Consider the following 25,578-nt stretch of genomic DNA (forward strand, 5'->3'; position numbering starts at 1 on the left):
CCCGGGTTGGGGTCGGCAACGACAGCGGGAACGCCGCTCGCGGGTCACAGCGACCAGTCGGGCTCGGCCGCGGCGACGACGGCGGCGAGAGCGGCCAGGTCCCGTTCGGCGTGCTCCTGCAGGAGGTAGACCTCCAGATCGGCGACGCGGGCGGAATGCCGCTGGTCGCGGGCGCGCGGCCCCGGTCCGAGCGCCCGGTCGACCCGGCGGATCACCTCCGCCGCCGCCCCCGCCACGGTCGCCCGAACCCGCCGGGCGAGGCGCGCGTGATCCGCTTCGGGGCGGGCGTCGACCGCGTCCGCCGCCGCCCGCAGCACGTCGCGGGCGCCACCGAGCGCGACGTCGACAGCGCCGAGATGGGCCGCCGCGTGCGGGTCGTCCCCGTGGCCGCCGACCCGCTCCCGCAACGGTGCCGCCACGGCGACGGCGCCCCCGTACCAGCAGGCGGCGACGCCGATCCCGCCGATCCAGAACCCGGGACGGCGCAGGTAGTCGTCCGACCCGCCGACCGCGCGGGCGGGAACCCGGTCGAAGCGGACCCGCCGGGTGTCGGCTGCCTTCATGCCGGGGGCGGCCCAGTCGTCGGCGGCGATGGTGATCCCCGGAGCGTCCAGCGCGACCTCGAGGAGCTGACGCGACTGTCCGCGGCGGGCGGTGACCAGCGCGTGGGTCAGCAGGGTCGCACCCGAACACCAGGCCTTGGCACCGTCGAGCAGCCAGCCTGCCCCCTGCCCGTCGAGCGGGACGGCGGTCAGGACACCGGTGGGGTCCTCCGCGGCCCAGACCCCCCAGCGGGACCTCGGCGGCAGCGGTGCTCCCGCGAGCTCCGCGACGATGGCCACCGCGTCGGCGTGCGCCTCGGCGAGCCGCGCGAGCACCAGGTCGTCCGCCGCGAGCGCCGCCAGCGCCGACCAGCGTTCGAGCGTCCGGCCGCCCCCCGGAAGCGGCAACTCCCCCACGGCCACGCATGCCTCGGCCAACGCGTCAGCCCCTACCCGACACGGTGCTCGCATGATCCCCCCGTGGCCGACGTCCGGTTCACGGCGGGCGGCCACCTGAGGAGGTCCACGGGGCCGCTCGTCGGAGTGAGCCATACCCCGCCCGCGGCAGTATGATCGCCCGACTATGCCCGAAGGTCACACTGTGCACAGGTTGGCCGCGGTTCACCAGCGGATGTTCGCCGGCCAGCCGGTGTCCGTGGCAAGCCCCCAGGGGCGGTTCACCGAGGGCGCGCGCCGGCTGGACGGGCGGCCGCTCACCGCCGCCGAGGCGCACGGCAAGCATCTGCTCCTGCGGTTCGACCACGACCAGGTCCTGCACGTGCACCTCGGCATCTATGGCAAGTACACCGTCGGCCCGCTCCCGCCCCCCGCGCCGACCGGCGCCGTCCGGCTGCGGCTCACCGCCGACACCGGATACGCCGACCTGCGTGGCCCCAACGCCTGCGAACTGCTGGAACCCGGCGAGGTGAAGACGCTGCACGACCGGCTCGGCCCCGACCCGCTGCGCGCCGACGCCGACCCGGACCTGGCCCGGCGACGCATCGAACGCAGCCGCGTCCCGATCGCCGTCCTCCTGCTCGACCAGACGGTGGTGGCCGGCCCCGGCAACATCTACCGGGCCGAGGTGCTGTTCCGGGCCGGCCTCGACCCGCTGGTGTCCGGACGTGATCTGACCCGGCCGCAGTGGACGGCCATCTGGGCCGACCTGGTCACGCTGATGGCCGACGGGGTGCGCACGGGCCGGATCGACACCGTGCGCCCCGAGCACACCCCCGAGGCGATGGGCCGCCCGCCTCGGGTCGACGACCATGGCGGCGAGGTCTACGTCTACCGCCGCGCCGGCCAGCCCTGCCTCATCTGCACCGCCACGGTGCTGACCACCGGCCTGGCCGGCCGCAACCTGTTCTGGTGCCCCGGCTGCCAACCACCGTCCTGACGAGCCCTGTACCACCCTGACCAGGTGAGGCCGGCGCGCTGGCGATCCAGACCCTTCTGCAACAACACCGCCGTCCCCTCGTAGGCGAGATCCTGCGGGAGCTCGCCGCGCACGGTGGTCGCTGGCCCGTCCGCCGCCTGGATGACGTCGGCCAGGGTCATCTCGTCCCCTGGTCGGCTCCCCGGGTCGGCACAGCCTCGCGCACCGGCGGACGCCTGCGTGCCAAGGGAACGTTCAGGGAACGCCGTGTCCGTAGAGTCCTTCACGACGCACCAGCTCGGCGCACACACCGAGCTTCCTCTGTGAACGGAGTGAACAATGTCCCTGACGATCGGTGACACCGCACCCGACTTCGTGGCGGCGACCACGGAGGGCCCGATCAAGTTCCACGAGTGGATCGGCGACTCGTGGGCGGTGCTGTTCTCGCACCCGAAGAACTTCACCCCGATCTGCACCACCGAGCTCGGCTACGTCGCGTCGATCAAGCCCGAGTTCGACCGCCGCAACGTCAAGATCATCGGCCTTTCGGTGGACCCGATCGAGCTGCACGGCGCGTGGGCCAAGGACATCGAGGAGACCCAGGGCACCGCGCCCAACTACCCCCTGATCGGTGACGCCGACTTCTCGATCTCCAAGGCGTACGGCATGCTCGGCGCCGACGTCAGCGGCGACCCGTCGGACCGGACGGCCGCGGACAACCAGACCGTGCGCAACGTCTTCGTCATCGGCCCGGACAAGAAGATCAAGCTGGTGTTGGTCTACCCGATGACGACCGGGCGCAACTTCGACGAGGTCCTGCGGGTCATCGACTCCCTGCAGCTCACCGCGAAGCACAAGGTCGCCACCCCGGTGAACTGGAAGCAGGGCGACGACGTCGTCATCGCCGGCTCGGTCTCCAACGACCAGGCCAAGGAGATCTTCGGCACCTGGAACGAGCCGAAGCCCTACATCCGCATCGTCCCGCAGCCGACGGCCTGACCCGTCGCCTGATCGCCAAAGCCGGGCAAGATCACAGCGGTCCGAGCCACACAGCAGTCAGAGCCACACAGCAGTCGGGTCGGGTCGGGGGCGTGGTGCGAGTACTGGTACTGGGGGCAGGATTCGGCGGCCTGGAGCTGACGACCCGACTGTCCGAGGAGCTCGGCGACGACGTCGACGTCGTCCTGATAGATCAGGCCGACGGCTTCGTGTTCGGTTTCTCGAAGCTCGATGTGATGTTCGGGCGCACCACCGCGGAGGCGGTGCGCCACCCCTATCGTGACCTGGTCAGGCCGGGGGTGCGGTTCGTGCGGACGGCGATCCGCGGCATCGACCCGCAGGCTCGGCGGGTCGAGACCGATGCGGGGCCGTTCGAGGGCGACATCCTGGTCGTCGCCCTCGGCGCCGACCTGCACCCGTCGGCGACGCCGGGCCTGGTCGAGGCCGGGCACGAGTTCTACACGGTGGCCGGGGCGTTCGCGACGCGCGACGTACTGGCCCGGTTCGACGGCGGGCGGGTCGTCGTCGGGGTCACCTCGACCCCGTTCAAGTGCCCGCCCGCCCCGAGTGAGACGGCGCTGCTCGTCCACGACCTCCTGGTCCGCCGGGGGCTGCGCGAGACCAGCGAGATCTCGCTGGTCATGCCGCTGGGCGCGCCCATCCCGCCCTCGCCCGCCGCGTCGGCGGCGCTGCTCGCGGCGTTCGCCGAGCGAGGGATCGCCTGGCACCCGGAACGGCTGGTGAGGTCGCTGGACCCGGAGCGCCGGGTCGCGGTCCTCGCCGATGGCGACGAGCTGCCGTTCGACCTGTTCCTCGGCGTCCCCGTGCATCGGGCGCCGCAGGTCGTGCAGGAGTCGGGGATGTGCGTCGACGGCTGGATCCCGGTCAGCCCGCTGACCCTGGAGACCTCGTTCGCGAACGTGTACGCGGTCGGCGACGTCACCAGCGTCGGCACGCCGAAAGCGGGCGTCTTCGCCGAAGGGCAGGCCGCGATCGTGGCCGATCAGATCATCGCACGCCACCGCGAGCAGGCCACCTCCTCGACCTACAGCGGCCGGGGGATCTGCTACGTCGAGTTCGGCGCCGCCCAGGTCGCCCGGGTCGATGTCACCTTCCGCAGCGGGCAACGTCCCAGCGGTCAGTTCGACGACCCCTCCGCGCTGTACGCGGCGGACAAGTCCGAGTTCGGTTCGAGCCGGATCCGCCGCTGGTTCGGCCGCGAGTGGACGGGCCACTGACCGCAGGCCACACCGGAACCGGCCGGTCGCGGCGCTCGGGCTGGGCGTCGCGGACCAGGTCTGCCGGCCGTCTCCGGGGCGGTTCTCAGACGGCGGCGGCCTGGCGGCGCGAGCGGGCGGCCCAGAACGGCTGCCCGGCCTTCTCGTACAGCGCGGCCACCGTCTCGAACCCCGCGCGGGCCTCGACCGGGTCGCCCTCGGCCGCCGCGGCACTACCGGCCGCCGACTCGGCCATGGCCGTCCAGGCCATGCTGTCGTGGAACGACGCCGCCCGCCTGGCCGCCTCGGCGAAGGCCCGTGCCCCCGCCGCGTCGCCGGTCCGCGCCAGCGTCTCCGCGCCGATCGGGTTGAGCAACAGGCCGCAGCTGGCGCAGTCGCCGTAGCGGGCCGCGGTGCGCGACGCCGCCCGCACCGATTCGACGGCGCCGTCGAGATCGTCCCGCTCCAACGCCGCCAGCGCCGCCGTGGCGTGCAACCGCCCCCAGGCGTGCCGGGCAAGCGGGGTGACCGCCGCGATGGCGGACGCCCGCTTGAGGTATGCCGCGACCTCGTCGAAGGCACCCGTGTAGATCGCGAGCTCGGCCCGGCGCAGCCAGGGCAGCGCGACGGACCGGCTGCTCATCGGCGTGTAGAGCTCGCAGCTTCGGTCCAGGCACGCGCCCGCGGCGTCCCAGTCGCCGCGCAACAGCAGCGACTCGCCGAGCAGACACCAGGCGAAGGCCTGCACCGCCACCGCGTCGGCCCGCTCGGCCAGCGCCAGCGTCTCGCGCGCGTACTGCTCGACATCGCCGGCGAGGGCGTCCTCGTAGAGCTGGTACTGCCCGATGCAGTGGTTGATCTCGAAGAACCGGCTGACCCGGCCGCCCAGATCCACGGCCGCGAGCCGCGGCATCTGGACCTGCAGCGCCGTGCGCCAGGTGCCCTGGATGTGCGCCAGGATCGCCTGTTCCTCGAGCGCTTCGGCGACGGCGTCGGCGTCACCGTGCGCCACGGCCACCTGGTGCGCCCGGTCGGCCAGCCGGCGGGCGGCGGCGAAGTCGCCGCGTTCCCGCATCACACTCGCCCGCACGCCGGCCAGCCGGCCCTGGTCGGCGGCGTCCGGCCCGAGCCGGTCGGCCGCGTCCAGGTGCGTCTCGGCCTCGTCGAGCTGCTGCTGCGCCACCAGCGCGGCGGCGCCCTTGCGGTGCAGGCGGATGGCCGTCGCCGCGTCGGGTCCAGCCCGCAGCGCCCGCTCGTACGCCGTGATCGTCGCCGCGGCGTCGCCCGACTGGGCACGCAGGTCCCCGACCCGCTCCCAGACCTCGATCGCCTGCTCCGGCTCGGCCGCGAGGTTGCTGCGGATCTCCTCGTACAACCGCTGCGTCGACGGGCTCGGCTCGACCCCCAGCTCGGCCTCCAGCACGTCGCACAGCCGCTGGTACTGCCGCCGGGCCTCGCCACGGCGCCCGGCCGCGGAGTACAGCCGCATCAGCCAGGCATGGTTGTCCTCGCTCAACGGATCCGCGGCAACGAGGCGCTGCACGGTCCGGGCGGCGTCGTTGAGGTCGCCGCGCGTCTCGAGCAGCTTCGCGAACTCCGCCATCAGCGCCAGCCAGTCGTCGCGCAGGGCCTCGCGCGGCGCGACCGCCCAGTCGTCGTAGACGTCCTCCGGCAACAGCCCGTCCCGGTAGAGCTCGATCGCGCCGGCGTGGGCGCCGAGGGCCCGGGTGCGCCGTGCGGTCGCGGCGGCCGACCGGTACTCGTCCACGTCGACCGAAAGCCGCTCCGACGGCAGGCACAACAGGTCACCGACCGACGCGATGAGGTCCGCGCCCTGCTCGCCGTCGAGCGCGCGGCGGGCCGCATGCAGGGCCTTGCGCAGGTTGCGGCCGGCCGCGGCCGGGTCCAGCTCCGGCCACAGGACGTCCATCACCTGGTCCCGACGCAGGCGATGCCCGGACGCCAGCGCGAGCAGCTTGACCAGCGCGGCCGGCCTGCGCTGCGACCAGGCCCCAGCCGGGACCACCCGATCACCCACCGTGACTCGAAAGTGGCCGAACAGCTCGACCCGCAGAGTCTCCACCCGTCCCCCTCAGATCGCCCCACGGACGAAACCCGCCATCTACCCCGATGGTGCCATGCGGCCGTCGACTCGGGGCCGCAGCGGCGTTGCCCGCGGCCCATCCACCGAGGCCCGCTCCGCGCCGCAGTTCGCAGTTCATGCGATAACAGGATGATCGCCGCGCATCGACAAAATACAGTCAAAGGTTCATCTTGCCTATCGGTGCCGGCAGTCGCGCTTGACGGCGCGCAGCGGCCCGGAAATCGTGGTCGACAGGACGGCGTCAACGAGATGCTCGCCCAGCGCGCCGGCCGACGCGCTGGGCGCGACGCCGCTCACGTCGCCGATTCCCCCTTGCCACGACCCGTTCGCTCAGTGCCCTTCGGACCCCGGGAGCGCAGTAGTGACAGTCTCGATCGAACGCAACGTCGACCCGTTCGACACCATCGACTCGGGGTCAGACCCAGCTTTCGAGGAGAGCATTCTTCTCGAGCGGATAGCCGGGCACTACTATCCCGCCGTCCTCGACTGGTTCTTCGATCTGCTGCCACGGGAGGCGACGAGGGTCCTCGAGGTCGGTTGCGGCACCGGGCAGGTTCTCGATCGGCTGGTGGGCCACCTGGGCGCCGACCGTGTCGAGCGGGCCGTCGGCATCGATCGCAGCGCCTATCTCGCCAGGCGGGCGGCCGAACGCTTCGGCCGGTTCGAGATATTCGCCGCCGACGGAACGCAGGTACCGCTGCCCGACGAGCAGTTCGATCTTGCGACGACCGCGACTGTGCTGGTGCATGCCGCCGACCCGGCCGGCATCCTCCGGGAGATGCACCGGCTCACCCGTCACGGCGGGACGGCGGCGGTCCTCGACCAGGATTTCGGCAGCGCCGTGATCCACCCGGGCGACCGGGACCTCAGCCGCCGGATCCTCGATGCGGCGACCGACTTCTGGCAGGACGGCTGGATCGGCCGAAAGCTGCCCTCGCTGATGCGGGACGCCGGTTTCACCGTCACCGGCTTCCACTCGACAGTTCGTATTGATCGGACCTTCGACCGGGCATTCTTCACCCGGATCCGGGACTGGGTCGTGACCGCCGGTTTCGCCGCCGCGGAGGCCGACCGGTGGCTCGCCGAGCTGGCCGCGGGGGCCGAACGCGACGAGTTCGTCTTCACCCGCAACTTCTATGCCTGCATCGCGCGCCGGGATGGCTGAGGGCACGCTCCTCGTCTACAGCCCTCTCAACGAACCACGCCGGCCGGCGCTCACCCGCCTCGCCGAACTCCACCCGCGCGTCGTCCTGCTCGCCGAGGACCACACCGACGTCCCGTCCTGGGCTGACGAGTTACTGGCCGGCGTGGTGCGGATCGACCGGCTCGACGCGCCGGCCGCCATCCGCACCACGCGGGACCTGCTCGCCCGCCGCGGGGGCGCCGCGGACGGCATCGTCTCGCTGTCGGAGACGGGTCTGGCGTTCTGCTCGGCCGTGGCCGCGGAGCTGGGCCTGCCGTTCACGCCGTCGGACGTGCTGGAGCGGGCTCGGGACAAGTCCCGGATGCGGGCGGCGTTCGCCGAGCACGGCCTGCCGACGGTGCGGTTCGGCACCGCCGAGCGGCTCGACGAGGCGCTGGCGATCGCCGCGGACATCGGCTATCCGGTGGTGCTCAAGCCACTGCTCGCCGGCGGCAGCCTGTTCGTCTGGACGGTGCACGACCCGGCCGAGCTGGCCGCCGCGTTCGACGACGTGCTCCGCGGCGGCGCCCAGGTCGTCGCCGGCGACCCGCTGGTGCACGCCACCTTTCGCGGCGGCGCGGCGCCTCGCCTGCTCGTCGAGCAGCTCATCCGCGGGCGACGGCGGTTCGCCAGCTCCCTCGACCTGCCGGTCGGCGAGGTGAGCGTCGAGGGCAGCGTCGTCGGTGGCGAGGTGCAGGTGCTGGCCCGCCACGACAAGCCGCTGCCGGCGGACGGCCCCTTCTTCGAGGAGGTGCTGTGGTCGTCGCCCTCCCGGCTGCCGGCGGACCTGCTGACCCGGGTGGACGAGGTGGCGGCGGGTGCCGTGCGCGCGCTCGGCCTGCGGGACTGCGTGTTCCACGCCGAGATGCGGACGACCGACACCGGGCCGGTGCTGCTCGAGGTCGCGGCGCGGATGGGCGGCGGCCCGATCTTCCGGTCGGCCCGGCTCGCCCACGGCGTCGACCTCGTCGAGGCGATGGTCCGGATCGCCACCGGCGCGCCGAGGGCGAGCGGGCACGCGGCGCCCGACTCGGACTCGGACTCGAAGCCGGACCGGCCGCGCCCCGCGGTGATGACGTTCGGCCTGTTCGCCGCCGAGGGGATCTTGCGGGCGATCGAGGGGTTGGACGAGGTGCGGTCGCACCCGGACGTCGTGGAGGTCTGCGTCTACGAGCATCCGGGCACCTACATCCGCCGCGCGCCGCGCTCGGACCACTGCACGGTCCACGTCATGGTCGCGGCGGCCGATTTCGCGACCGCGGAGGACCTCGGCCGCTGGGCCCAGCAACGCATCCGGTTCGTCACGGCCTGACGGCGCTGATTCCCATCGCCAGGACGGCCATCCCACGGGCTGCCGGCCCGTCGCGGCCGTCCTGTCCCGCCCACGATCAGTAGCCGGACAGCACTCCGGCCGGCAGGAGGTCGTGGAGGAGTTCGGCGGTTTCCCCGCGCGGCAGCGCATCGAGCGAGTCGACGTCGAGGAACTGCCGGAGCACGAACGAGTAGTCGACGCTGTGGAAGGTGCGCTTCTCCTGCGGGGTCATGTTTCGCGCGGTGTCGGTGAGGACCTTCCGCACCCGTGCCGGCGTCAGGTAGAAGCGGCTGTACGCCTCCCGGCGCAGCTCCTCCAGGCGGTCCCAGGAGACCTCCGCCGTCGGCGAACTCTCGGGCGCGCTGAAATAGCCCTGGCCGGCACCACCACGCGGCGGCTCATATCCCTGGTCGATCGCCATCTCCCAGACCTCGGTGCCCTCGTGCGGAGACAGCACGAAGAAGTTCGCCTTGCTCAACCCCGTGGTCGACGCGTTGAACTCGATGGTCCGCTCGATGTCCGCCTCGGTCTCGGACGGGAAACCGAAGATGTTGAACGAGCCGAGGATCACGCCCGCGTTGCCCATGTACTCGATCATGTCGCGGGTGCGCTCAAGGTTCAGCCGTTTCTTGATTACCTGCTGCACCCGCTGGTCACCTGATTCCACCGCGACCATCGCGTAGAACGTGCCGCCCTCGAGCAGCAGGTCGACGATGTCCTCGCTGAGCAGGTCCGCGCGCAGGCCGTTGGGGAAGGCGAAGCGCAGCCCCGGCCGCCTGGCGAACTCCGCGAAGATCTCCCGCATCCGACCGCGATGGATGTTGAAAATGTCGTCGTAGACGAGAAACGTGTCGACGCCGGCAGCCTCGTGCCAGTAGTCGACCTCCGCCACCACCGCCGCCGCCGACCGGTACCGCACGGACTTCCCCATGATGTCGTGGCAGTACACGCACTGGTACGGGCAGCCCCGCGTGGTGACGATCGGCACGTACCGCACCTTGAGATTGAGCAGCGAGGTGTAGTCGGCGAAGAGGGTCGGGTCCAGGTGCGCGAGGGTGGGCGTCGCGAGCGCGTCGAGGTCGGGCACGACGCCGCGTGGGTTCGCCCGGACGGTCCCGTCGGGCTCGCGGTAGACGAGGCCGACGACGTCCGCGCGCGGCGTCCCACCGTGGCCGCCATGGCCGCCGCCGTGGCCGCCGCCGCCGTCGCCGTCGGCGCCGCCGTCGCGGAGCAGCTCGAGCAGGTCACCGAAACCGGCCTCGCCCTCCCCCACCAGGGCGTAGTCGATGTTGCCGTCGTCGAGCACGCCCCGGCCGAGCGCCGTCGCGTGCGGGCCGCCGACGACCACGACGCTGCCGAGCTCCGCCTTGACCCAGCCGGCCACGAAGGCCAGCTCCGGCGCGTAGTAGGTCAACGCGCTGAGCGCCACGACGTCGGGCGCGAACCGGCCGAGCGCCGAGCGCCAGTCCTCGCCCCGGCTGAGCAGATGCAGCAGGTTCACCTGGAGCGTGCGGTCCTCCGGCCGCCACGCGACGTTGGCCTCGAGGTAGAGGGTGCCCAGCTCGATGCTGCACTTGTTCTCGTAGAACGTCAGCTCCCGCCCGAGGATGGCGTCCTGCTTGGCGTTGACGTTCACGAAGGCGACTTTCATGTGGGTCTCCCTGACGCGGGCGACGCGGGCCTGGCAGCCGGGGCGGGCCAGGGCCCGACCGTCGCGTCCACCGTGTCGTTGCGGCCGGTGCGGTCCACGCCGCGGACCCGGTGGAGCACCCGCTCGGAGATGTCCGGAACGCCGAGCTCGCGGTGCTGGCGGCGGGCCAGGTCACGGTCGTAGTAGGAGGTGGCGGGCATGTACCGGAAGGTGATCCCGGCGCGGCGCGCCCCGGAGACGTTGGCGGACGAGCCGTGCACGAGATGGACGTCGTGCAGCGAGAAGTGACCCGGTTCCAGCTCGGCGACGCGCACGGCGGCGCGCTGCGGCTCGTCGAGCTCCAGCCGCTGGTTCAGGGTCGTGTCCCGCCCGTCGGAGCGCTGGTGCCCGAGCAGCGTCCGCGCCCGGTGCGAACCCGCGACGTAGCGCAGGCCACCGTTGTGCGGGCCGGACCGGTCCAGCGCCAGCCACACCGTGCACGTGGCCAGCGGCCGGATGGGCCAGTAGTGACCGTCCTGATGCCACGGCGTCGGCTTGCCGACCCGCGCCGGCTTGCCGAACATCCCGCAGGCCCAGAGCAGGACGTCGTCGCCGAGCACGGCGGACACCGCGTCCAGCAGCACCGGGTGGCTGCCGTAGCGCAGGCCGAAGCCGCTCGCCATCAGGTCGGGAACGAAGTCGGGCACCTCGCTCGGATCCCGGGAGAGGTAACCGGCGAGGTCCGACCGCACCTCGTCGAGAACATCGGCCGGCACCGGCTCGGGAGCGATGACGAGGCCCTCGGCGTGGTAGCGCTCGACGTCGAGCCGAGCCATGGCGGTCCGGTCGCTCATGGACGTGCCGCCTCGAGCGGGGCGGGCGGGGCGGGCGCCGGCAGGCGCAGCCCGAAAAGCCGGGACACCGTGTCGTGCGTGAGCATCGTCGTGGTGTCGGGCCCGACCGCCGCGCGCAGCTCGGCGACCTTGTCCACCGAGTGCGGCCAGGTGGAGTCCGCGTGCGGGTAGTCCGAGGCCCACATCAGCCGCTCCCGCGACCAGTTCGGCAGGATCCGGGTCACCTCGTCGGTCTCATGCTGGAACGTGACCCAGACGCCGTCGGTCACCTGGTCGAGGGCCGGCCGGGACAGGTCGACGCCGAAGGAGCGCCCGAAGCGGTGGTCGGCGTGCTCCAGCCGCTGCAGGAAATGCGGCATCCACAGCAGGTCGAACTCGCAGAGGATCAGCCGCAGCCCCGGATACCGCTCCCAGACACCGCCGAAGACGAGCGCGGTGAGCGCGCGCTGGGCCTGGGCCGGGATCATGACGTAGTCGAGCAGCGCGCCGTGGACGTCGATCGTGATGTCCCGCCGGACGGCGCCCCGGTGGATCACCACCGGGAGGTCGAGGCCGACGGCGGTCTCCCACACCGGGTCGAAGGAGGCGTCCGCGTAGGACCGGTCCGGGTCCGCGCGTAACACGACGCCGCGCAGACCCAGACCCGCCGCCCGGGTCACCTCCTCCGCCGCGAGCCCGGGGTCGGCGTCGTCCACCAGGGCGGTTCCGACGAGCCGGTTCGGGTCGGCGGCGCAGTACTCGGCGACGAAGTCGTTGTAGGCGCGCAGGCAGGCGCGGCGAAACTCGGCGTCACGGCAGCCGAAGAGCAGGTCCGCGAACGTGGGGAACAGGACCTCAGCGGCGACGCCGTCGACGTCCTGCTCGGCGAGCCGCGCCCGCGGATCCCACACGGAGGGTGGTGCCGCGGCGAAGCCCTGGGCCGCCCGGCGGGAGAGCTCCTCGGACGGCACGCCGGCGGCGCTGGCCGCGTACACGCTGCGCGGTTGGATGTCCTCGCAGACGAAGTACTCTCCCGCCCGCCCGTCGAGGTTCACCACCCGGGGCGCCCGCTCCTGGTACCGCCGCGGCAGCCGGGATGTCCACAGCTCGGGCGGCTCGCAGAGGTGCGAGTCCGCGGAGATCAGCGGCCGGTTCACAGCGCCCCCTCGCCGGCCGCGCCGGCCGCGCCGGTCGCGCCGGTCGCGCCGCCCGCGCCGGTCTCGACCAGATCGGGCAGCCGCAGCCGCGCGATCTCCTCGGTGCTCAGCGGGCGGTCGAGGACGTCCTGCGCGAGTGTGCCGTCGTCGAGCACCCGGTGCACCCGCCAGCAGGACGGATCGGACGCGGTCCAGCGTTCGTACTCGCCGCGTCCCGAGTTCGCCATCGCCTGGTAGGCGGTGCCCCGGCAGCCGCCGTAACACTGCCGGGTGGCGAGCAGGTCGCAGTCCCGGCAGTCCCCCTGGATGTGGTCGTCGAGGTTGCGGATGACGGCGAGCGCGGGACTGCCGAGCACCTCGGCCAGCGGCTGCCGGTTGAGGTCCCCGATCGTCGTCTCGATCCCCGGGCATGGCCGGATGGCACCGTCGGCATGCAGGTCGAGGCGGTACAGGTTCTCGTAGCAGGCGCCTGCCAGGCATGGCGGCTTGGCCTGGTACGGCTCGTAGCCCATCGCGGCGTCCTGGCGGCGGACGGTCTCGAACAGCTCCTCGATCTCGGCCCGGCGGATCACCAGGTGGGGGTTGGTCCGGGCGAAGCCCTGCAGCTTGCTGAGCTCGATGTGCGAGTAGATGTTCCGCTCGCGCAACTGGCCCACCAGCTCCGGGAGGAACTCCAGGTTGTCGCGGGCGATGACCGACTCGACGCCGAGCCTGGTACGGCCGGGCTCGTCCGTCGTCGTCAGGCCGGCGGCCACGAGACGTTCGATCAGCGCGACCTGCTCGGCGTAGACGGTCTCGGCGTCCCGCGGCAGCCCGGACAGGTACTTCTGCACCTCGGCCAGCCGCGCGCGGCGCGGATCGTCTGGCGCCACCACCGGCACGTTCAGCTTCGTGAGCAGGTTGACGCCGCTCGCGACGATCCAGTCGATCGACTCCGGCGTCAGCAGTCCCCCGTTGGTGACGAGCGTGACCGCGATGTCCCGCCGTTGCAGAAAGGAGATCGTGTCCTGCCAGTACGGCGCGGCGAGGGGTTCGAACGTGCCGTTCACCGTCACCGCCTGCAGCCCGAGCGCGATCGCCTGCTCGAGCCAGCCCTCCATCCGCTGTTCCCAGGTCGGGTCGCGGTGCAGGGGCACCGATCCCGACCCGCTCGCCGTCATGACCGTGGGTTGACGGGGGCGCCCGTGGAGTTCCGGATCACCCGCATAACAATAGGGGCATTTCCAGTTGCAGGTCGGCGGGGTGTTCATCTTCAGGCCCACTCGTAGGACCTTTCCGTCCGCGAAGGCGGAGTACCGGCCGTCGAGCGTGGTGAATGGGCCGGCAAAGAGAGGAAGCGGGCGGAGTTCAGCCATGAGCCCTCCAAGCATAGGCCGTGCGAAAGCAGCCGCCCAACGAGAGTAAATCACGGAGTCGCACCGGACAAGAGCTTCTGACCTGAACGTGTAGTCTTCGCATCCAGCCGGATGTTCCGCCGGATCACCGCCGCCTCGGACGGCGCCCTCGGTGCATCTACGACGCCCGGCAAAGGTTAACGCAGCGCAGCGACACAGCCATGCCTGCGCCTAAAGGAAAAGCGGTGACCTGCGCCGCGACAAAGATTTGAGATCGCCATCCGTAGCACTTCGTGACCGCGAACCAATGCGAGCACATTCGCCGCCGAGGCGCCCGGCGCGTGGGCAGGTGGGCGGGTGGGCGACGGCATGCGGATGCCATGGTCAGCGGCCGCCCGTCGCCCGACCCCGGCGCGGCCCGGGTGTCGGCGCCCGGACGGGTGCGACCCGCCGAGTACCCCGTGCCGGTCCGGTCCAAGGCCCTGCCGATCCGGGACCCGTGCCGATCCGGGACCCGTGCCGGCCCAAGACCCGTGCCGGTCCGGAGTCGGCGCGGATCCGGAGTCCGATCGACCTCGTCGGCGTTTCACGCCGGTGGGTCGCCCGCCCCGGAGTCCTGTCTGCGCCCGGTCCGAGTGCGCCCCGCACGGCGAAGGCGCCTCGACGGGCCGCATTCCCGGGCCGGTGTCACGGCCGCGGGGACGATCCGTGCGGGATTGCGACGGATTAGATCTTCAGTCTACGGCTGATTCCGCGGTCGATATCCGGGTTCTCCCGAGAGGATTTCCGGTGGCTCCGACCCGAAGCGGCAATATCGGTTCATTGCGGGGCGCCGGCCTCGCCCGGTCATTGCTCCACCGGTACGCAGGGGGGTGCCGATGCGCGCCGATCGGAATCACGCTCTGCAACCCAGGGGCGGGCTGGCGGGTTCGGACCACAGGGCGGGCAATTCGGTGAAGAGCGCCCCGAACGAGGCCCCCCGAAGGAACGTCCGGCGCCCGGGCGGGTGCGTCGGCGTGCCCGGCGCGGGCGACTACGATCAATCGGAGGAAGGCAGAGCATTGAGGATCTTGAGAGGCGGCCATGTCGGCACGTATGCCCACGGTGCCCGAGGAGCGCGTGTCCGCTCCAGCCGGTAGCAGCTTTGCGGAGGCGGTGAAGGCCGCCGGCCTGACGATGTCGGGTCCGAACGCGATCGTGGTCGTCCGCGACGCCGACGGCACGCTGCGCGACCTCACCGCGGTGCCGGATGTCGACACCGAGGTGACGGCGGTGCCGATGTCGAGCCCGGACGGCCTCGCGGTGCTGCGGCATTCGACGGCGCATGTGATGGCCCAGGCGGTGCAGGACCTCTTCGACGAGGCCCGGCTCGGCATCGGGCCGCCGATCGAGAACGGCTTCTACTACGACTTCGACGTGCCCAAGCCGTTCCAGGCCGAGGACCTCGAACGCATCCAGGCCCGGATGAAGGAGATCGTCAAGCAGGGCCAGCGGTTCCGCCGCCGCGTGCTGACCTCGCAGGAGGCGGCGCGCGAGGAGCTCGCCGCCGAGCCCTTCAAGCTGGAGCTCGTCGACATCAAGGGGGAGGCGTCGGGCGCGGCCGCCACCGAGGTCGGCGGCGGCGAGCTGACGATGTACGACAACGTCGACCCGCGCAGCGGGGAGGTCGTCTGGACCGATCTGTGCCGCGGTCCGCACCTGCCCTCCACCCATCTGATCCCCGCGTTCGCGCTGCTGCGCAACTCGGCCGCCTACTGGCGCGGCGACGAGAAGAACCCCCAGCTCCAGCGGATCTACGGGACCGCGTGGCCGACCCGGCCGGCGCTCAAGGAATATCTGACCGCGCTGGCGGAGGCCGCCAAGCGGGACCACCGCAGGATCGGCGAGGACCTCGACCTCTTCGCGTTCAGCCCGGAGATCGGCAAGGGACTGCCCCTGTGGCTGCCCAACGGGACGATCATTCGCGACGAGCTGGAGGGCTGGGCCCGCCAGACCGAGCGGCGCCTCGGCTACCGCCGGGTCGTCACGCCGCACATCACCCAGGAGGACCTCTACTTCCTGTCCGGGCATCTGCCCTACTACAGCGAGGACCTCTACGCCCCGATCCAGATCGAGGGCGAGAACTACTACCTCAAGCCGATGAACTGCCCGCACCACCACATGGTGTACAAGGCCCGGCCGAAGAGCTACCGCGAGCTCCCCTACAAGATCGCCGAGTACGGGACCGTGTACCGGTTCGAGCGCAGCGGCCAGTTGCACGGCCTTATGCGGGCCCGCGGCTTCACCCAGAACGACGCCCACATCTACTGCACCCGCGAGCAGGCCAAGGAACAGTTCCTCGAGGTCATGCGGATGCACGACGAGTACTACCGGGCGCTCGGGATCACCGACTTCTACATGGTCCTCGCGCTCCGGGACCCGGCGAACACGACGAAGTACCACGACGACGCGCAGATGTGGGAAGACGCCGAACGGATCACCCGCGAGGCGATGGACGAGTCCGGCATCCCCTACGTCGAGGAACTCGGCGGCGCGGCGCACTACGGCCCGAAGGTCGACTTCATCATCCGCTCGGTGACCGGCAAGGAGTTCGCCGCATCGACGAACCAGGTCGACCTCTACACGCCGCAGCGCTTCGACCTGAAGTACCACGACGCCGACGGGACCGACAAGCAGGTCGTCGTCATCCACCGGGCCCCGCTGGGCTCACACGAGCGGTTCGTCGCGTTCCTCACCGAGCACTTCGGCGGCGCCTTCCCGGTCTGGCTGGCCCCGGAGCAGGTTCGGGTGATCCCGATCATGCCGGAGCTCGACGGGTATGCCGAGACGGTGAGTCAGGCGCTGCTCGACGCGGACGTGCGCGTCGACGTCGACGCCAGCGACGGCCGGCTCCCGGCCCGGGTGCGCACCGCGGTCACCCGCAAGATTCCGCTGATCGTCGTCGTCGGTCGGCGCGAGGTCGAGGAGGGCACCGTCTCGGTGCGGGACCGGTCCGGCCAGGAGACGTTGATGCCGCTGGCCGACTTCGTCCGCCGGGTCCGCGACCTGATCGACACCAGAAGCCTCGAAGGCGCCGGCCACCTGCGCGCGGGCTCGGACGCGACACCTACCGAGGTCGACGCGACCGACTAACAAGTCAATATGCCTGAGGTCTCGATGGGTCGGCCGGCCCATATCCGGATCACGGCGGCGAGTCACCATCCGTGCGTGGCGTGTTTCCCGGTCCTGGCTGTCGGCTTCCGCCCAGGTTTCGCGTTCTGGCCGGGGCTCGCGCCGGTGCGGTTCCGCGGAACACCATGATCAACTGCCGGGCTGACGGCTTCGGGCAGAGGACCCGTGTTCTGAGCCGGTGCCAGCTCCGTCGAACACCTTGATCGACTGTCGCCTTCTGGGCGGGTTGCGGTCTCACCCCGAAAGTCGGGGCCTGGAGTGTGGGCATTGCTGCTCGATTGATCTTGGTTGGGTTTTTGTCGGTGGGGGGTGGGACGATGTTCGAGTCCTGTTCGACGACACCCCTGGCCCGGTGATCATGATGGCTGTTCCTGTGTTCCCCGTTCCCGCCGATCCTGCCGCCTCCTCGGCGCTGGGGGTGGATGTGGAGTCGGCGTCGTTGGGGGAGGTGGAGGAGGTGATCTGCCGGTGGGCGGGGCGGATCGCGGCGGCGACGTGTGCCTGGCTGCTGGCGGTGGCGGCGTTCGATCGGCGGGAGGGCTGGTCGGGGATGGGGCTGGGGTCGTGTGCGCACTGGTTGTCGTGGCGGTGCGGGATCGGTCTGCGGACCGCGCGGGAGCAGGTGGCGACCGGGCATGCGTTGGAGCGTCTGCCCGCGATCCGGTCCGCGTTCGCCGCGGGCACCCTGTCGTATGCGAAGGTCCGCGCGGTGACCCGGATCGCCGACGAGCATTCCGAGCAGGCGTGGTTGACCCATGCCCGGTTCTGCACCGCCGGGCAGATCGAGCGGCTGGTGCGCTGCGCCCGGCAGGCCCGCGGGCAGGAGAAGACCCGCCGGTCGGCGCCGCGGCTGGGGTGGCAGTACGACGACGACGGCATGCTGCGGGTGTGCGCGGTGCTTTCCCCGGACGACGGTGCCCGGCTGATCGCGGCGTTGGACGCGGCCCGGGCCAGCCTCGACACCACCACCCCCCTCGACACCCCCGGTGATGCCGAGGCCGGTGAGGTGCCCGCGGACGGGGAGAGTGTGGTCCGGGCTCGGGATCGCACGCGGGACGCCGAGGCGCTCGTCGCGTTGGCCGACGCGTTCCTCGACCGGCAGGCGCCCGGGCTGACGGCCCCCGAGCACACCCTGACCGTCCACCTGACCACGACCCTGCCCGACAGCACCGCCAGCCCCGACAGCACGGCCAGCCCCGACAGCACGGCCAGCGGCGGCGAGGACGGTCCGGCGGGCGACGGTGCTACCGGCGCCGGGAACAGCACCCCGGCCGGCGGGGCAGCGGGCGGCGCCTCAGGGCCGGTGGGGATGGCGCGGATCGGGATCGGGGCGTGGGCGCAGGTCGACGGGGGGATCGGGCTTTCCCGGCAGGTCGTGGCACGCCTGGGCTGTGACGGGTTCCTGCGCGGCCTGGTCACCGACCCCGCCGGCGACCCGCTACACCTGGGCCGGCGGCAGCGTCACCCCGGCCAGAGGCTGCGCGACGCCGTCTACGCCCGCGACCACGGCCACTGCCAGTACCCCGGCTGTGGACACACCCGCTTCCTGCAGATCCACCACCTCACCGAATGGACCCGGGGAGGTGACACCGACATCGACCGGCTGCTGCTGATCTGCTCGGCCCATCATCGGGCCGTCCACGACGACGACATCCGACTCGACCGTGCCGCGGACGGCACTGTCACCGCCCGCACCGCCGACGGTCGGGTCCTCACCGCCGCCCCACCGATCCTGCCCGGACCCGAACCCGCCAGCAGACTCGCCCACGCCACCCGCCACATCACCCCCACCGCCATCCACACCCCCGACGGCGGCCGACTCAGTCTCATCGACTCGATCCACGCCCTGCTCAACCCCGAACCCCACCGCGGCAGCCAACCCGATGACCAATGAAGATCAATCGGCGGCTCACAGCCGCGGGTCGACCGGCTCGGATTCCAGGGCGAGCACGGCGAAGACGCATTCGTGCACCCGCCACAGGGGTTCGCCGAGCGCGAGGCGGTCGAGTGCCTCCAGCCCGAGGGCGTATTCGCGCTGCGCCAGTGAGCGCTTGTGCCCGAGGCCGCGTTCCCGCAGGCGTTCCAGGTTGGCGGGCTCGGTGTAGTCCGGGCCGTAGATGATTCGCAGGTACTCCCGGCCGCGCACCTTCAGCCCCGGCTGGACGATGCCGCGGCGGCCGACGGTCAGGTTTGCCGCGGGCTTGACGACCATCCCCTCGCCGCCCGCCGCGGTCAGCTCGGCCCACCACGCGGTCGCCGTCGCGACCGACTCCGGCTCGGTGGTGTCGACAAAGATCCGCCGGGTCGGCGCGACCAGGTCGGGGTCGGCGGCCACCAGCCGGTCGGCGAGGTCGAGATGCCAGGCGTGCGGCCGCCCGTGATGGGCCGCGCCCTCGCTCGCCAGCACCTGGAAGGGAGCGATCCGAACCCCACGCAGGCCGTCGGTGGGCCACTGGTAGCGCCGGTAGGCGGCGCTGAAGGCGGCGGCGTTCGCCGCCCGGGACCGGGTTCGGGTCGGCAGGTCGCCGATCTCCAGTCCGGCCCGGGCCGCCTGGTCGAGCAGGTCCACCGCGAGCGGCAGGGACGCGCGCGCAGCCGCACCGACCGCGGCGTACTGCTCGCGCAGGAGCTGCCCGGCCTTGGCGCTCCAGGGCAGCAGTTCGGCGTCGAGCAGCAGCCAGGGGGTGTCGAGCTCGTCGAACAGCCCGGCCGCCTCGGCGGCGGCCCGCAGGCGGTCGACGAGCTCCGCGGTGAGCTCGCCGGGGAAGAACGGCCGCCCGGTGCGCGTCCACACCGCGCCGGCCCGGTCGCCGGGCGCGCCGAACCGTGCCCGCGCCGCGTCGAGCGACCGGCACACCAGTGCGACCGCCCGCGAACCCATGTGCTTCTCCTCGCAGACCACCGCGTCGACGCCGGCGTCGCGGTAGGCCTCGAAGGCCTGGTCGGGGTGTTCGAGCAGGTCCGCGACGGTGGAGGTGGCCACCGGGCTCATCGTCGGCGGCAGGTGGAGCAGCCACCGCGGGTCGATCGCGAACCGGCTCATCACCTCCAGGGCGGCGGCGGCGTTCCCCTCCCGCACGCTGATCCGCTTCTGGTGGCGCGTCTCGACGACCCGGGTGCCCAGCACGTCGGTGAGGTCGAGGACGTCGGGATCCCGGCGGCCCACCGCGACGGATCCCGCCGCGGGCCGCTCGGCGGAGTCCGCGGCCTCGGGGTTGGCCGGGAACGGCCGCGCCGGCGCCCAGTAGACCTCGGCCGCCGGCACCGCGACGAGCTCACGCTCCGGATAGCGCAGGGCCGACAGACTCCCGCCGAAGACGCACCCGGTGTCGACGCAGAGAGTGTTGTTCACCCACTCCGGGGTCGGCACGGGCGTGTGGCCGTAGACCACCGTCGCCCTGCCCCGGTACTCCTGCGCCCACGGGTGGCGCACCGGCAGGCCGTACTCGTCGCTCTCGCCGGTCGTCTCCCCGTACAGGCAGAGCTCCCGGACCCGCCCGGAGGCGCGGCCCTGGTAGCGCTCGGGCAGGCCGGCATGCGCGACGACCAGCCGGCCCCCGTCGAGCACGTAGTGGGAGATCAGACCGTCGAGGAAGCGTTCGACCTCCGCCCGGAACGGCGCCGGCTCCGTCGCCAACTGGGCAAGCGACTCGGCCAGGCCGTGGCCGATGCGCACGTCCCGACCACTCAGCGCCCGCAGCAGCTTGTTCTCGTGGTTGCCCGGCACGCAGAACGCCTCGCCGGCGGCGACCATCCCCATCACCAGCCGCAGCACGCCCGGGGTGTCCGGGCCGCGGTCGACGAGATCACCCACGAAGATCACCCGGCGGCCGTCGCGGTGCGCGGCGCCGACCGCTCTGCCCGCCTCGTCTCGGCGCACGGCGTAGCCGAGTCGTTCCAGCAGCGTCTCCAGCTCCGCGCGACAGCCGTGGATGTCACCGATGACGTCGAACGGGCCGGTCTCGTGCCGCAGGTCGTTGAACAGTGGTGTCCGGGTGATGCCGACGTCCGCGATCTCGCCTTCGCCGCGCAGCAGGTGGACGGTGCGGAACCCCTCGCGCGACAGCCCCCGCAGCCCGCGCCGGAGCTGGTCGCGCTGGCGGCGCACGACGTGCGGGCCGAAGTCGCGATCCGCGCGGCTCGCGTTGCGCGCCGCGCACACCCCCTCGGACACGTCGAGGACGATCGCGACCGGCAGCACGTCGTGCTCGCGGGCGAGGGCGACCAGCGGGCGGCGCGCGTCCGGCTGGACGTTGGTGGCGTCGATCACCGTCAGCCGACCGGCCGCCAGGCGCTTGCCGGCGATGTAGCGCAGCAGCTCGAACGCCTCTGGCGTCGCGGACTGGTCGTTCTCGTCGTCGGCGACCAGGCCGCGGCAGAAGTCGGACGAGATCACCTCGGTAGCCCGGAAGTGCGTCCGCGCGAACGTGGACTTCCCCGAGCCGCTCGCCCCGACCAGGACGACCAGGCTGAGCGCGGGAACGGCGAGCTGACGCGGCGACGGCGACGGCGACGGCGGCGAGGCCGACAGCGGCGAAGGCTCGGTGTGGTCGGGCGTCATGCGGCCACCGCCCGGCTGAAGACGGCCAACTGCGTCGGCGGCCCGACCTCCGGGTCGTCCGGACCGACCGGCAGGTGGCGAACGGTGTAGCCGTGCTCGGCGGCCACCCGCCCGGCCCAGGCGCGCAACTGCGCCCGCGACCACTCGAAGCGGTGGTCCCGGTGGCGCATCGCCCCCGCGGGCAGCGTGGCGAAGCGGACGTTGTGTTCCACGTTCGGCGTGGTGACGAGCACCAGGCCAGGGGCGGCGTAGCCGAAGACGGTCGCCTCCAGGGCGCCGAGCCGCAAGGGGTCGACGTGCTCCACGACCTCCATCAGCACCGCCGCGTCCAGCCCGGTCAACCGCTCGTCCCGGTAGGTCAGCGAGGACTGGATCAGGGTCAGGCGGGCCCGCTGGGAGTCGCTCATCCGTTCCACCCGCAGCCGTTCCCCCGCGATGCGCAGCGCCCGCGCGGACACGTCCGCGGCGAGGACGTGCTCGATGGTCACCTCCCCGAGCAGGTCCCGGGCCAGCAGACCCTCGCCGCAGCCGAGGTCGGCGACCCGGCGGGCGGCATGCGACCGCAGCACGGCGAGCACCGCGCCGCGGCGCTGCTCGGCCAGGGAGAGCGGACGGTCCGGCGGGTCCAGGTCGACGGCGCCGCCGAGGGCGTCGTCGAGCTGCTCGGGCTCGGTGTCGTCCACCTCGGCGAGGCGGGCCAACGCCGAACGGGTCAGCTCGCGGCGGTGGGACAGGTAACGGCGGGCGATGAACTCGGACTCCGGATGGCTCGGCAGCCAGTCGGCACCGGCCCGCAGCAGCTTGTCGACCTCGTCGCCGCCGACCCGGTAGTGCTTGGCGTCGTCCAGGACCGGCAGCAGCACGTACAGGTGGTTGAGCGCGTCGGCGAGCCGGACCGTCCCGCTCAGCCGGACGTCGAGGTAGGGCGACACGCCCCAGTCGGGAACGTCGGGATCGAGCGGGCTGGTCGCCACCGCCACCTGCCAGCCGAGCGGCTCGAACAGGCGACGCGGCAGGTCCGCGCCCGCTCGGGAGGCGACCGCGGGCACGCGGATCTCGAGTGGGATGGCCGCGGTGGCGAGCTCCGGTCGCGCGTCGCACCGGCCGGTCATGGCCGTGCGGAAGACGTCCTTGAGCGCCATCGCGAGCATGCTCGACGCCGCGTACGGCCGGTCGTTGACGTACTGGGTGAGCGCGAACCCCTCCCCCGGCGGTCCCTTGCGTCCCCGCACGAGGCCGACCGGATCCACCTCCAGCAGAAGGGCGACGGTGCACCTGTCGCCGGTCGCCTCCGGGTAGAACACGTGCGCCGTGCCCATCGGCTCGGTGAACGAGTGCACCCGGTCGGGATGCTTGTGCAGCAGGTACCCGAGGTCGCGGGCCGGCGGGTGAGTCGTGGCGATGGTCAGCAGCACGACTGAACAGTCTTGCTCAGACGATCCCCCCGCGTCGCGTCAGTTTTCGGCCTGCCGAACGGTCCGGATCATGCCCGGCCGGCGAGCACCGCGGCTGCCGCCGACGGCGTCCGCAGGGCGACCGGGGTGACGGCCTCGTCGAGGAGCCACACCGGCCGGTCGAATTCGGCCAGCTCGCTGCCGAACCAGGACGGCGGACCGGCCTCCCGATCCAGGAACGCCTCCGCCTCACGGGGTAGCCGGATGTGTTCGAGGGTGCCGTCCTCACCGCGACGGTGGTCGGTGACCGACGTGACGAGCGCGCGCGCGGCGCCGACAGCGGCGATGAAACCCAGCAGGGCGATCCAGACCGCGTCCGGGTCCGGCAGGGCGAGGACGACGGGCTCCACCGCCGACAGGTACAGGTTGCCCTCCCTGGCCACGAGCTGCCAGAGCAGGAACGTCACGAGCCCCATCGTCCGCGTCAGCACCTCGTCCCGGGTGGCCGGATCGGCGGGATCGGCGCCGGTCACGTCGAACTCGACTCGTTCCCGCCCGCGGGGCACCCAGGTGATCTCGTTGGTGGTGATGACGGCTCCCCCGGTGGGGGTGAGGTCGTCGCGGGTGATGCCCAGCAGCTTGAGGGGGACGTGGTGGACCCGTCCCGTGCGGTGCGGGGCGAGGTGGCGCAGCCCCTGGTGGGGGGCTCCGACGTAGGGCCGCGCCATCATCCCGAGTCCGCCGACGATCTCCCGCTGCAGCGGGAAGTAGTTGAGCCTGGCACATTCCATCCACAGGCGCAGCGCCGGATGGCGGGCGGATCCGACGATCAGGTCGTTGCTGATGCCGATGTCGATCGGCAGGATGTTCAGGGTGAAGCCACAGGTGGAGGCGGCGACGGCCGCGAGCAGGTCGGGGACCGAGCCGGGGTGCCCGCCTTCCGGCGATCCGGCGTCGAACCTGATGTCGCCGTCGATGTAGAGACCCCCGAAGGTGTGGACGAGTTCCACCCGCAGATGATCGGTCGCGCTCGTGTAGCCGCGGGGACGCTGCTTCGCCATCTCCAGGACGTACTGCGGACGCAGGTACAGCGGATGGTCGGCGTGGAAGACCTCGTCGACGTTGACCAGCGCCACGTCGTTGTCACGGGCCCAGGTCGCCAGGGTGCGGACGTACCGGAGCGGGTCGGCCGCGCCGACCGGGGGGGCGGGCTCGGCCAGGACAGCCGCACACTGCGCACGCGGGACATCCGTCCACAGCACCACGGTGACCTGGCCCGCGTACCGACGGGCCGCCGCACCGTAGTTGTCGCGGAAGGCCGTCCGCGCGGGCATCGGCTGGCCCAACCAGATTCCGTGCACCACATGCGGTATTCCGACCACCTCCGGCAGCAGCGGCACGCCGGTGCCGGCCGCCTGCCCCCAGCGCCGCTCGTCCGCCGAGCGCCGCGCCCAGCTGACAGCGCCGCGGTCGGCCTCGAGGGATTCCTCCGACAACTCCTCGGCGCTCGGAGCGGGGCGGGTCATGCTGATGCGGCGCAGGAACGGCGCGACATGCTCGGGCCGCAGGTTCCCGATGTCGACACCGGCGAGGAAGGCCGGCGCCGGGGGTGGCCTGCGCAGGTCGAACAGGTCCGCGCCCAGCCTTGCGGCCAGCACCCGTTCCGCGTCGGGGGTGTGCAGCGGCGCGCAGATCAGACGGCGCAGCCAGGCCAGCGTCTCGCCGCGGGGAGCCGCGAGCGGCCAGGCCGGCGGGCGGAGGTTCGCCGCCCGGCCCATCCGAACGGCCAGGTGGACGCCACCACGCACGCTCGCCTGCCGGCGGCGCTCCGCCTGCTGGTCGGTCAGCCGGGCCTTCGCGGCACGCACCATCGCGGCGATCCGCGCGTCGCCGATGGCCTCGCCGATACGGGCGAGCCGCGCCGCGAGCACCGGCCAGTGGACGAGCTCCGACTCCGACAGCAGGCGTGTGGCGAGGCGGGACGGGTCCGTCTCGGGACCGCCCGGTCCCGACGGCGTCAGCATGCTGTCGAGTCGCCGGCGAATGGCCGTGAATTCCCGCTCCACGGACGGTCCGGCAGCCAGCGCGGCCGACCAGCGCCTCGCCGACGCCCGGGCGGCTCGGTCGGTGAGCGAGTCGGCCAGCCGCGACATCCGCCCGACGGCCGCGGCCGCGGCGACGACCTGTTCCACGGTCAGGTCCCCGACGAGCCGGCCTGGTGCGTCGCGCGCCGTCGGGTCGAACCCGAGCGTGTGGCAGGCCGCACGCACCCGGTCCGCGGCGGCCTGCTCGGCGGCGGACGCTGCGCCGGTGGCGAGGGCGCGGCGCACCACCTCCGACTCGGCGAGCAGCCGCGCCGCGCGCGGCGTGTCCAGTGCCAGCGTGAGGGCGGATCGACCCGTCAGCCGCCGGTCGAGGTCCGCCGCCGCCTGGTAGCCCGCCTCCTTCAGGTCAGCAAGCCCTCGGGCGTAGGCCACCGCCTCCACGACCAGTGCGGTAGCCCGGGCCGTGCCCTCGACCGAAGGCCCCTCGAGACCCATCCGGGTCAGAGTGGTCACCATGTGACACCGACGGCGATCACCTCATGCCGTCGACACATCACCCAAGATGACGATCGGTCCCAGCGTGGTGGACGGTCCCAAAGGAGCGCTCGGATCATCACGCATCTCCCCTCTGTCCAGGACCGGACCCGGATCTCGTCGCACAGCTGGCACGTTCGCCGGGCACGAGGGAGTTCACGAAGCCCGGCTGGCTCGAGCCGAGTCG

17 protein-coding genes are annotated in these 25,578 nt (G+C 72.4%); 7 read left to right on the forward strand and 10 right to left on the reverse strand.

Annotated features, from left to right (window positions below; genetic code table 11):
* Nucleotides 1-44: 44 nt before the first annotated feature.
* Nucleotides 45-959 (reverse strand): acyl-CoA dehydrogenase family protein, encoded by a 915-nt coding sequence (locus AC5R91_RS18830; RefSeq protein ID WP_495398004.1) that lies wholly within the window; start codon nt 957-959, stop codon nt 45-47.
* A 166-nt stretch (nt 960-1,125) separates the two neighbouring features.
* On the opposite strand from AC5R91_RS18830, the gene AC5R91_RS18835 reads away from it, so the two are divergent.
* The 3 genes from AC5R91_RS18835 (at nt 1,126) to AC5R91_RS18845 (ending at nt 4,154) form a co-directional block, all read left to right on the forward strand.
* Nucleotides 1,126-1,938, forward strand: coding sequence for an Fpg/Nei family DNA glycosylase (locus AC5R91_RS18835; protein ID WP_495392667.1), 813 nt, complete (start codon nt 1,126-1,128; stop codon nt 1,936-1,938).
* 318 nt (nt 1,939-2,256) lie between these two features.
* Complete coding sequence (locus AC5R91_RS18840; protein ID WP_495392668.1) at nt 2,257-2,916, forward strand: peroxiredoxin; 660 nt, start codon at nt 2,257-2,259, stop codon at nt 2,914-2,916.
* A gap of 92 nt (nt 2,917-3,008) precedes the next feature.
* Complete coding sequence (locus tag AC5R91_RS18845) at nt 3,009-4,154, forward strand: NAD(P)/FAD-dependent oxidoreductase (protein WP_495392669.1); 1,146 nt, start codon at nt 3,009-3,011, stop codon at nt 4,152-4,154.
* A gap of 85 nt (nt 4,155-4,239) precedes the next feature.
* Here AC5R91_RS18845 and AC5R91_RS18850 read toward each other — a convergent pair whose 3' ends face one another.
* Both AC5R91_RS18850 and AC5R91_RS18855 read right to left on the reverse strand, forming a co-directional pair.
* Entirely contained in the window at nt 4,240-6,216 is a 1,977-nt protein-coding gene (locus tag AC5R91_RS18850; protein WP_495392670.1) for an AfsR/SARP family transcriptional regulator, read from the reverse strand.
* 195 nt (nt 6,217-6,411) lie between these two features.
* On the reverse strand, nt 6,412-6,534 hold the full coding sequence (locus tag AC5R91_RS18855; RefSeq protein ID WP_495392671.1) for a hypothetical protein: 123 nt from the start codon (nt 6,532-6,534) through the stop codon (nt 6,412-6,414).
* A gap of 64 nt (nt 6,535-6,598) precedes the next feature.
* On the opposite strand from AC5R91_RS18855, the gene AC5R91_RS18860 reads away from it, so the two are divergent.
* Together AC5R91_RS18860 and AC5R91_RS18865 are read left to right on the forward strand one after the other, a co-directional pair.
* A complete protein-coding gene (locus AC5R91_RS18860; protein ID WP_495392672.1) occupies nt 6,599-7,402 on the forward strand; it encodes a methyltransferase domain-containing protein in 804 nt (267 codons plus the stop codon).
* A complete protein-coding gene (locus tag AC5R91_RS18865) occupies nt 7,395-8,732 on the forward strand; it encodes an ATP-grasp domain-containing protein (protein ID WP_495392673.1) in 1,338 nt (445 codons plus the stop codon). The genes AC5R91_RS18860 and AC5R91_RS18865 overlap by 8 nt, the downstream gene beginning before the upstream one ends.
* A gap of 76 nt (nt 8,733-8,808) precedes the next feature.
* Here AC5R91_RS18865 and AC5R91_RS18870 read toward each other — a convergent pair whose 3' ends face one another.
* From AC5R91_RS18870 to AC5R91_RS18885, 4 genes are read right to left on the reverse strand one after another with little or no spacing between them, the layout of a single operon-like run.
* Nucleotides 8,809-10,383 carry a B12-binding domain-containing radical SAM protein gene (locus AC5R91_RS18870; RefSeq protein ID WP_495392674.1) on the reverse strand — a complete coding sequence of 525 codons (1,575 nt, stop codon included), beginning with the start codon at nt 10,381-10,383 and terminating at the stop codon, nt 8,809-8,811.
* Nucleotides 10,380-11,216 carry a phytanoyl-CoA dioxygenase family protein gene (locus AC5R91_RS18875; protein ID WP_495392675.1) on the reverse strand — a complete coding sequence of 279 codons (837 nt, stop codon included), beginning with the start codon at nt 11,214-11,216 and terminating at the stop codon, nt 10,380-10,382. The genes AC5R91_RS18870 and AC5R91_RS18875 overlap by 4 nt, the downstream gene beginning before the upstream one ends.
* The gene (locus AC5R91_RS18880) at nt 11,213-12,352 is read right to left on the reverse strand and encodes an amidohydrolase family protein (RefSeq protein WP_495392676.1); all 1,140 of its coding nucleotides are present in this window, start codon (nt 12,350-12,352) and stop codon (nt 11,213-11,215) included. Before AC5R91_RS18880 ends, AC5R91_RS18875 begins: the two co-directional genes overlap by 4 nt.
* The gene (locus AC5R91_RS18885) at nt 12,349-13,707 is read right to left on the reverse strand and encodes a radical SAM protein (protein WP_495392677.1); all 1,359 of its coding nucleotides are present in this window, start codon (nt 13,705-13,707) and stop codon (nt 12,349-12,351) included. The genes AC5R91_RS18880 and AC5R91_RS18885 overlap by 4 nt, the downstream gene beginning before the upstream one ends.
* A gap of 1,098 nt (nt 13,708-14,805) precedes the next feature.
* Between AC5R91_RS18885 and thrS the strand changes: the two genes are divergently transcribed.
* The gene (gene thrS / locus AC5R91_RS18890; RefSeq protein WP_495392678.1) at nt 14,806-16,818 is read left to right on the forward strand and encodes a threonine--tRNA ligase; all 2,013 of its coding nucleotides are present in this window, start codon (nt 14,806-14,808) and stop codon (nt 16,816-16,818) included.
* A gap of 400 nt (nt 16,819-17,218) precedes the next feature.
* Entirely contained in the window at nt 17,219-18,751 is a 1,533-nt protein-coding gene (locus AC5R91_RS18895; RefSeq protein ID WP_495392679.1) for an HNH endonuclease, read from the forward strand.
* Between the two features lie 15 nt (nt 18,752-18,766).
* On the opposite strand, the gene AC5R91_RS18900 is transcribed toward AC5R91_RS18895, so the two are convergent.
* From AC5R91_RS18900 to AC5R91_RS18910, 3 genes are all read right to left on the reverse strand, one after another.
* A complete protein-coding gene (locus tag AC5R91_RS18900) occupies nt 18,767-21,418 on the reverse strand; it encodes a polynucleotide kinase-phosphatase (protein ID WP_495392680.1) in 2,652 nt (883 codons plus the stop codon).
* Complete coding sequence (locus AC5R91_RS18905; protein WP_495392681.1) at nt 21,415-22,833, reverse strand: 3' terminal RNA ribose 2'-O-methyltransferase Hen1; 1,419 nt, start codon at nt 22,831-22,833, stop codon at nt 21,415-21,417. The genes AC5R91_RS18900 and AC5R91_RS18905 overlap by 4 nt, the downstream gene beginning before the upstream one ends.
* Nucleotides 22,834-22,901: 68 nt before the next feature.
* Nucleotides 22,902-25,370 carry a hypothetical protein gene (locus AC5R91_RS18910; protein WP_495392682.1) on the reverse strand — a complete coding sequence of 823 codons (2,469 nt, stop codon included), beginning with the start codon at nt 25,368-25,370 and terminating at the stop codon, nt 22,902-22,904.
* Nucleotides 25,371-25,578 lie beyond the last annotated feature (208 nt).

This window comes from Frankia sp. BMG5.60 (assembly GCF_059428125.1).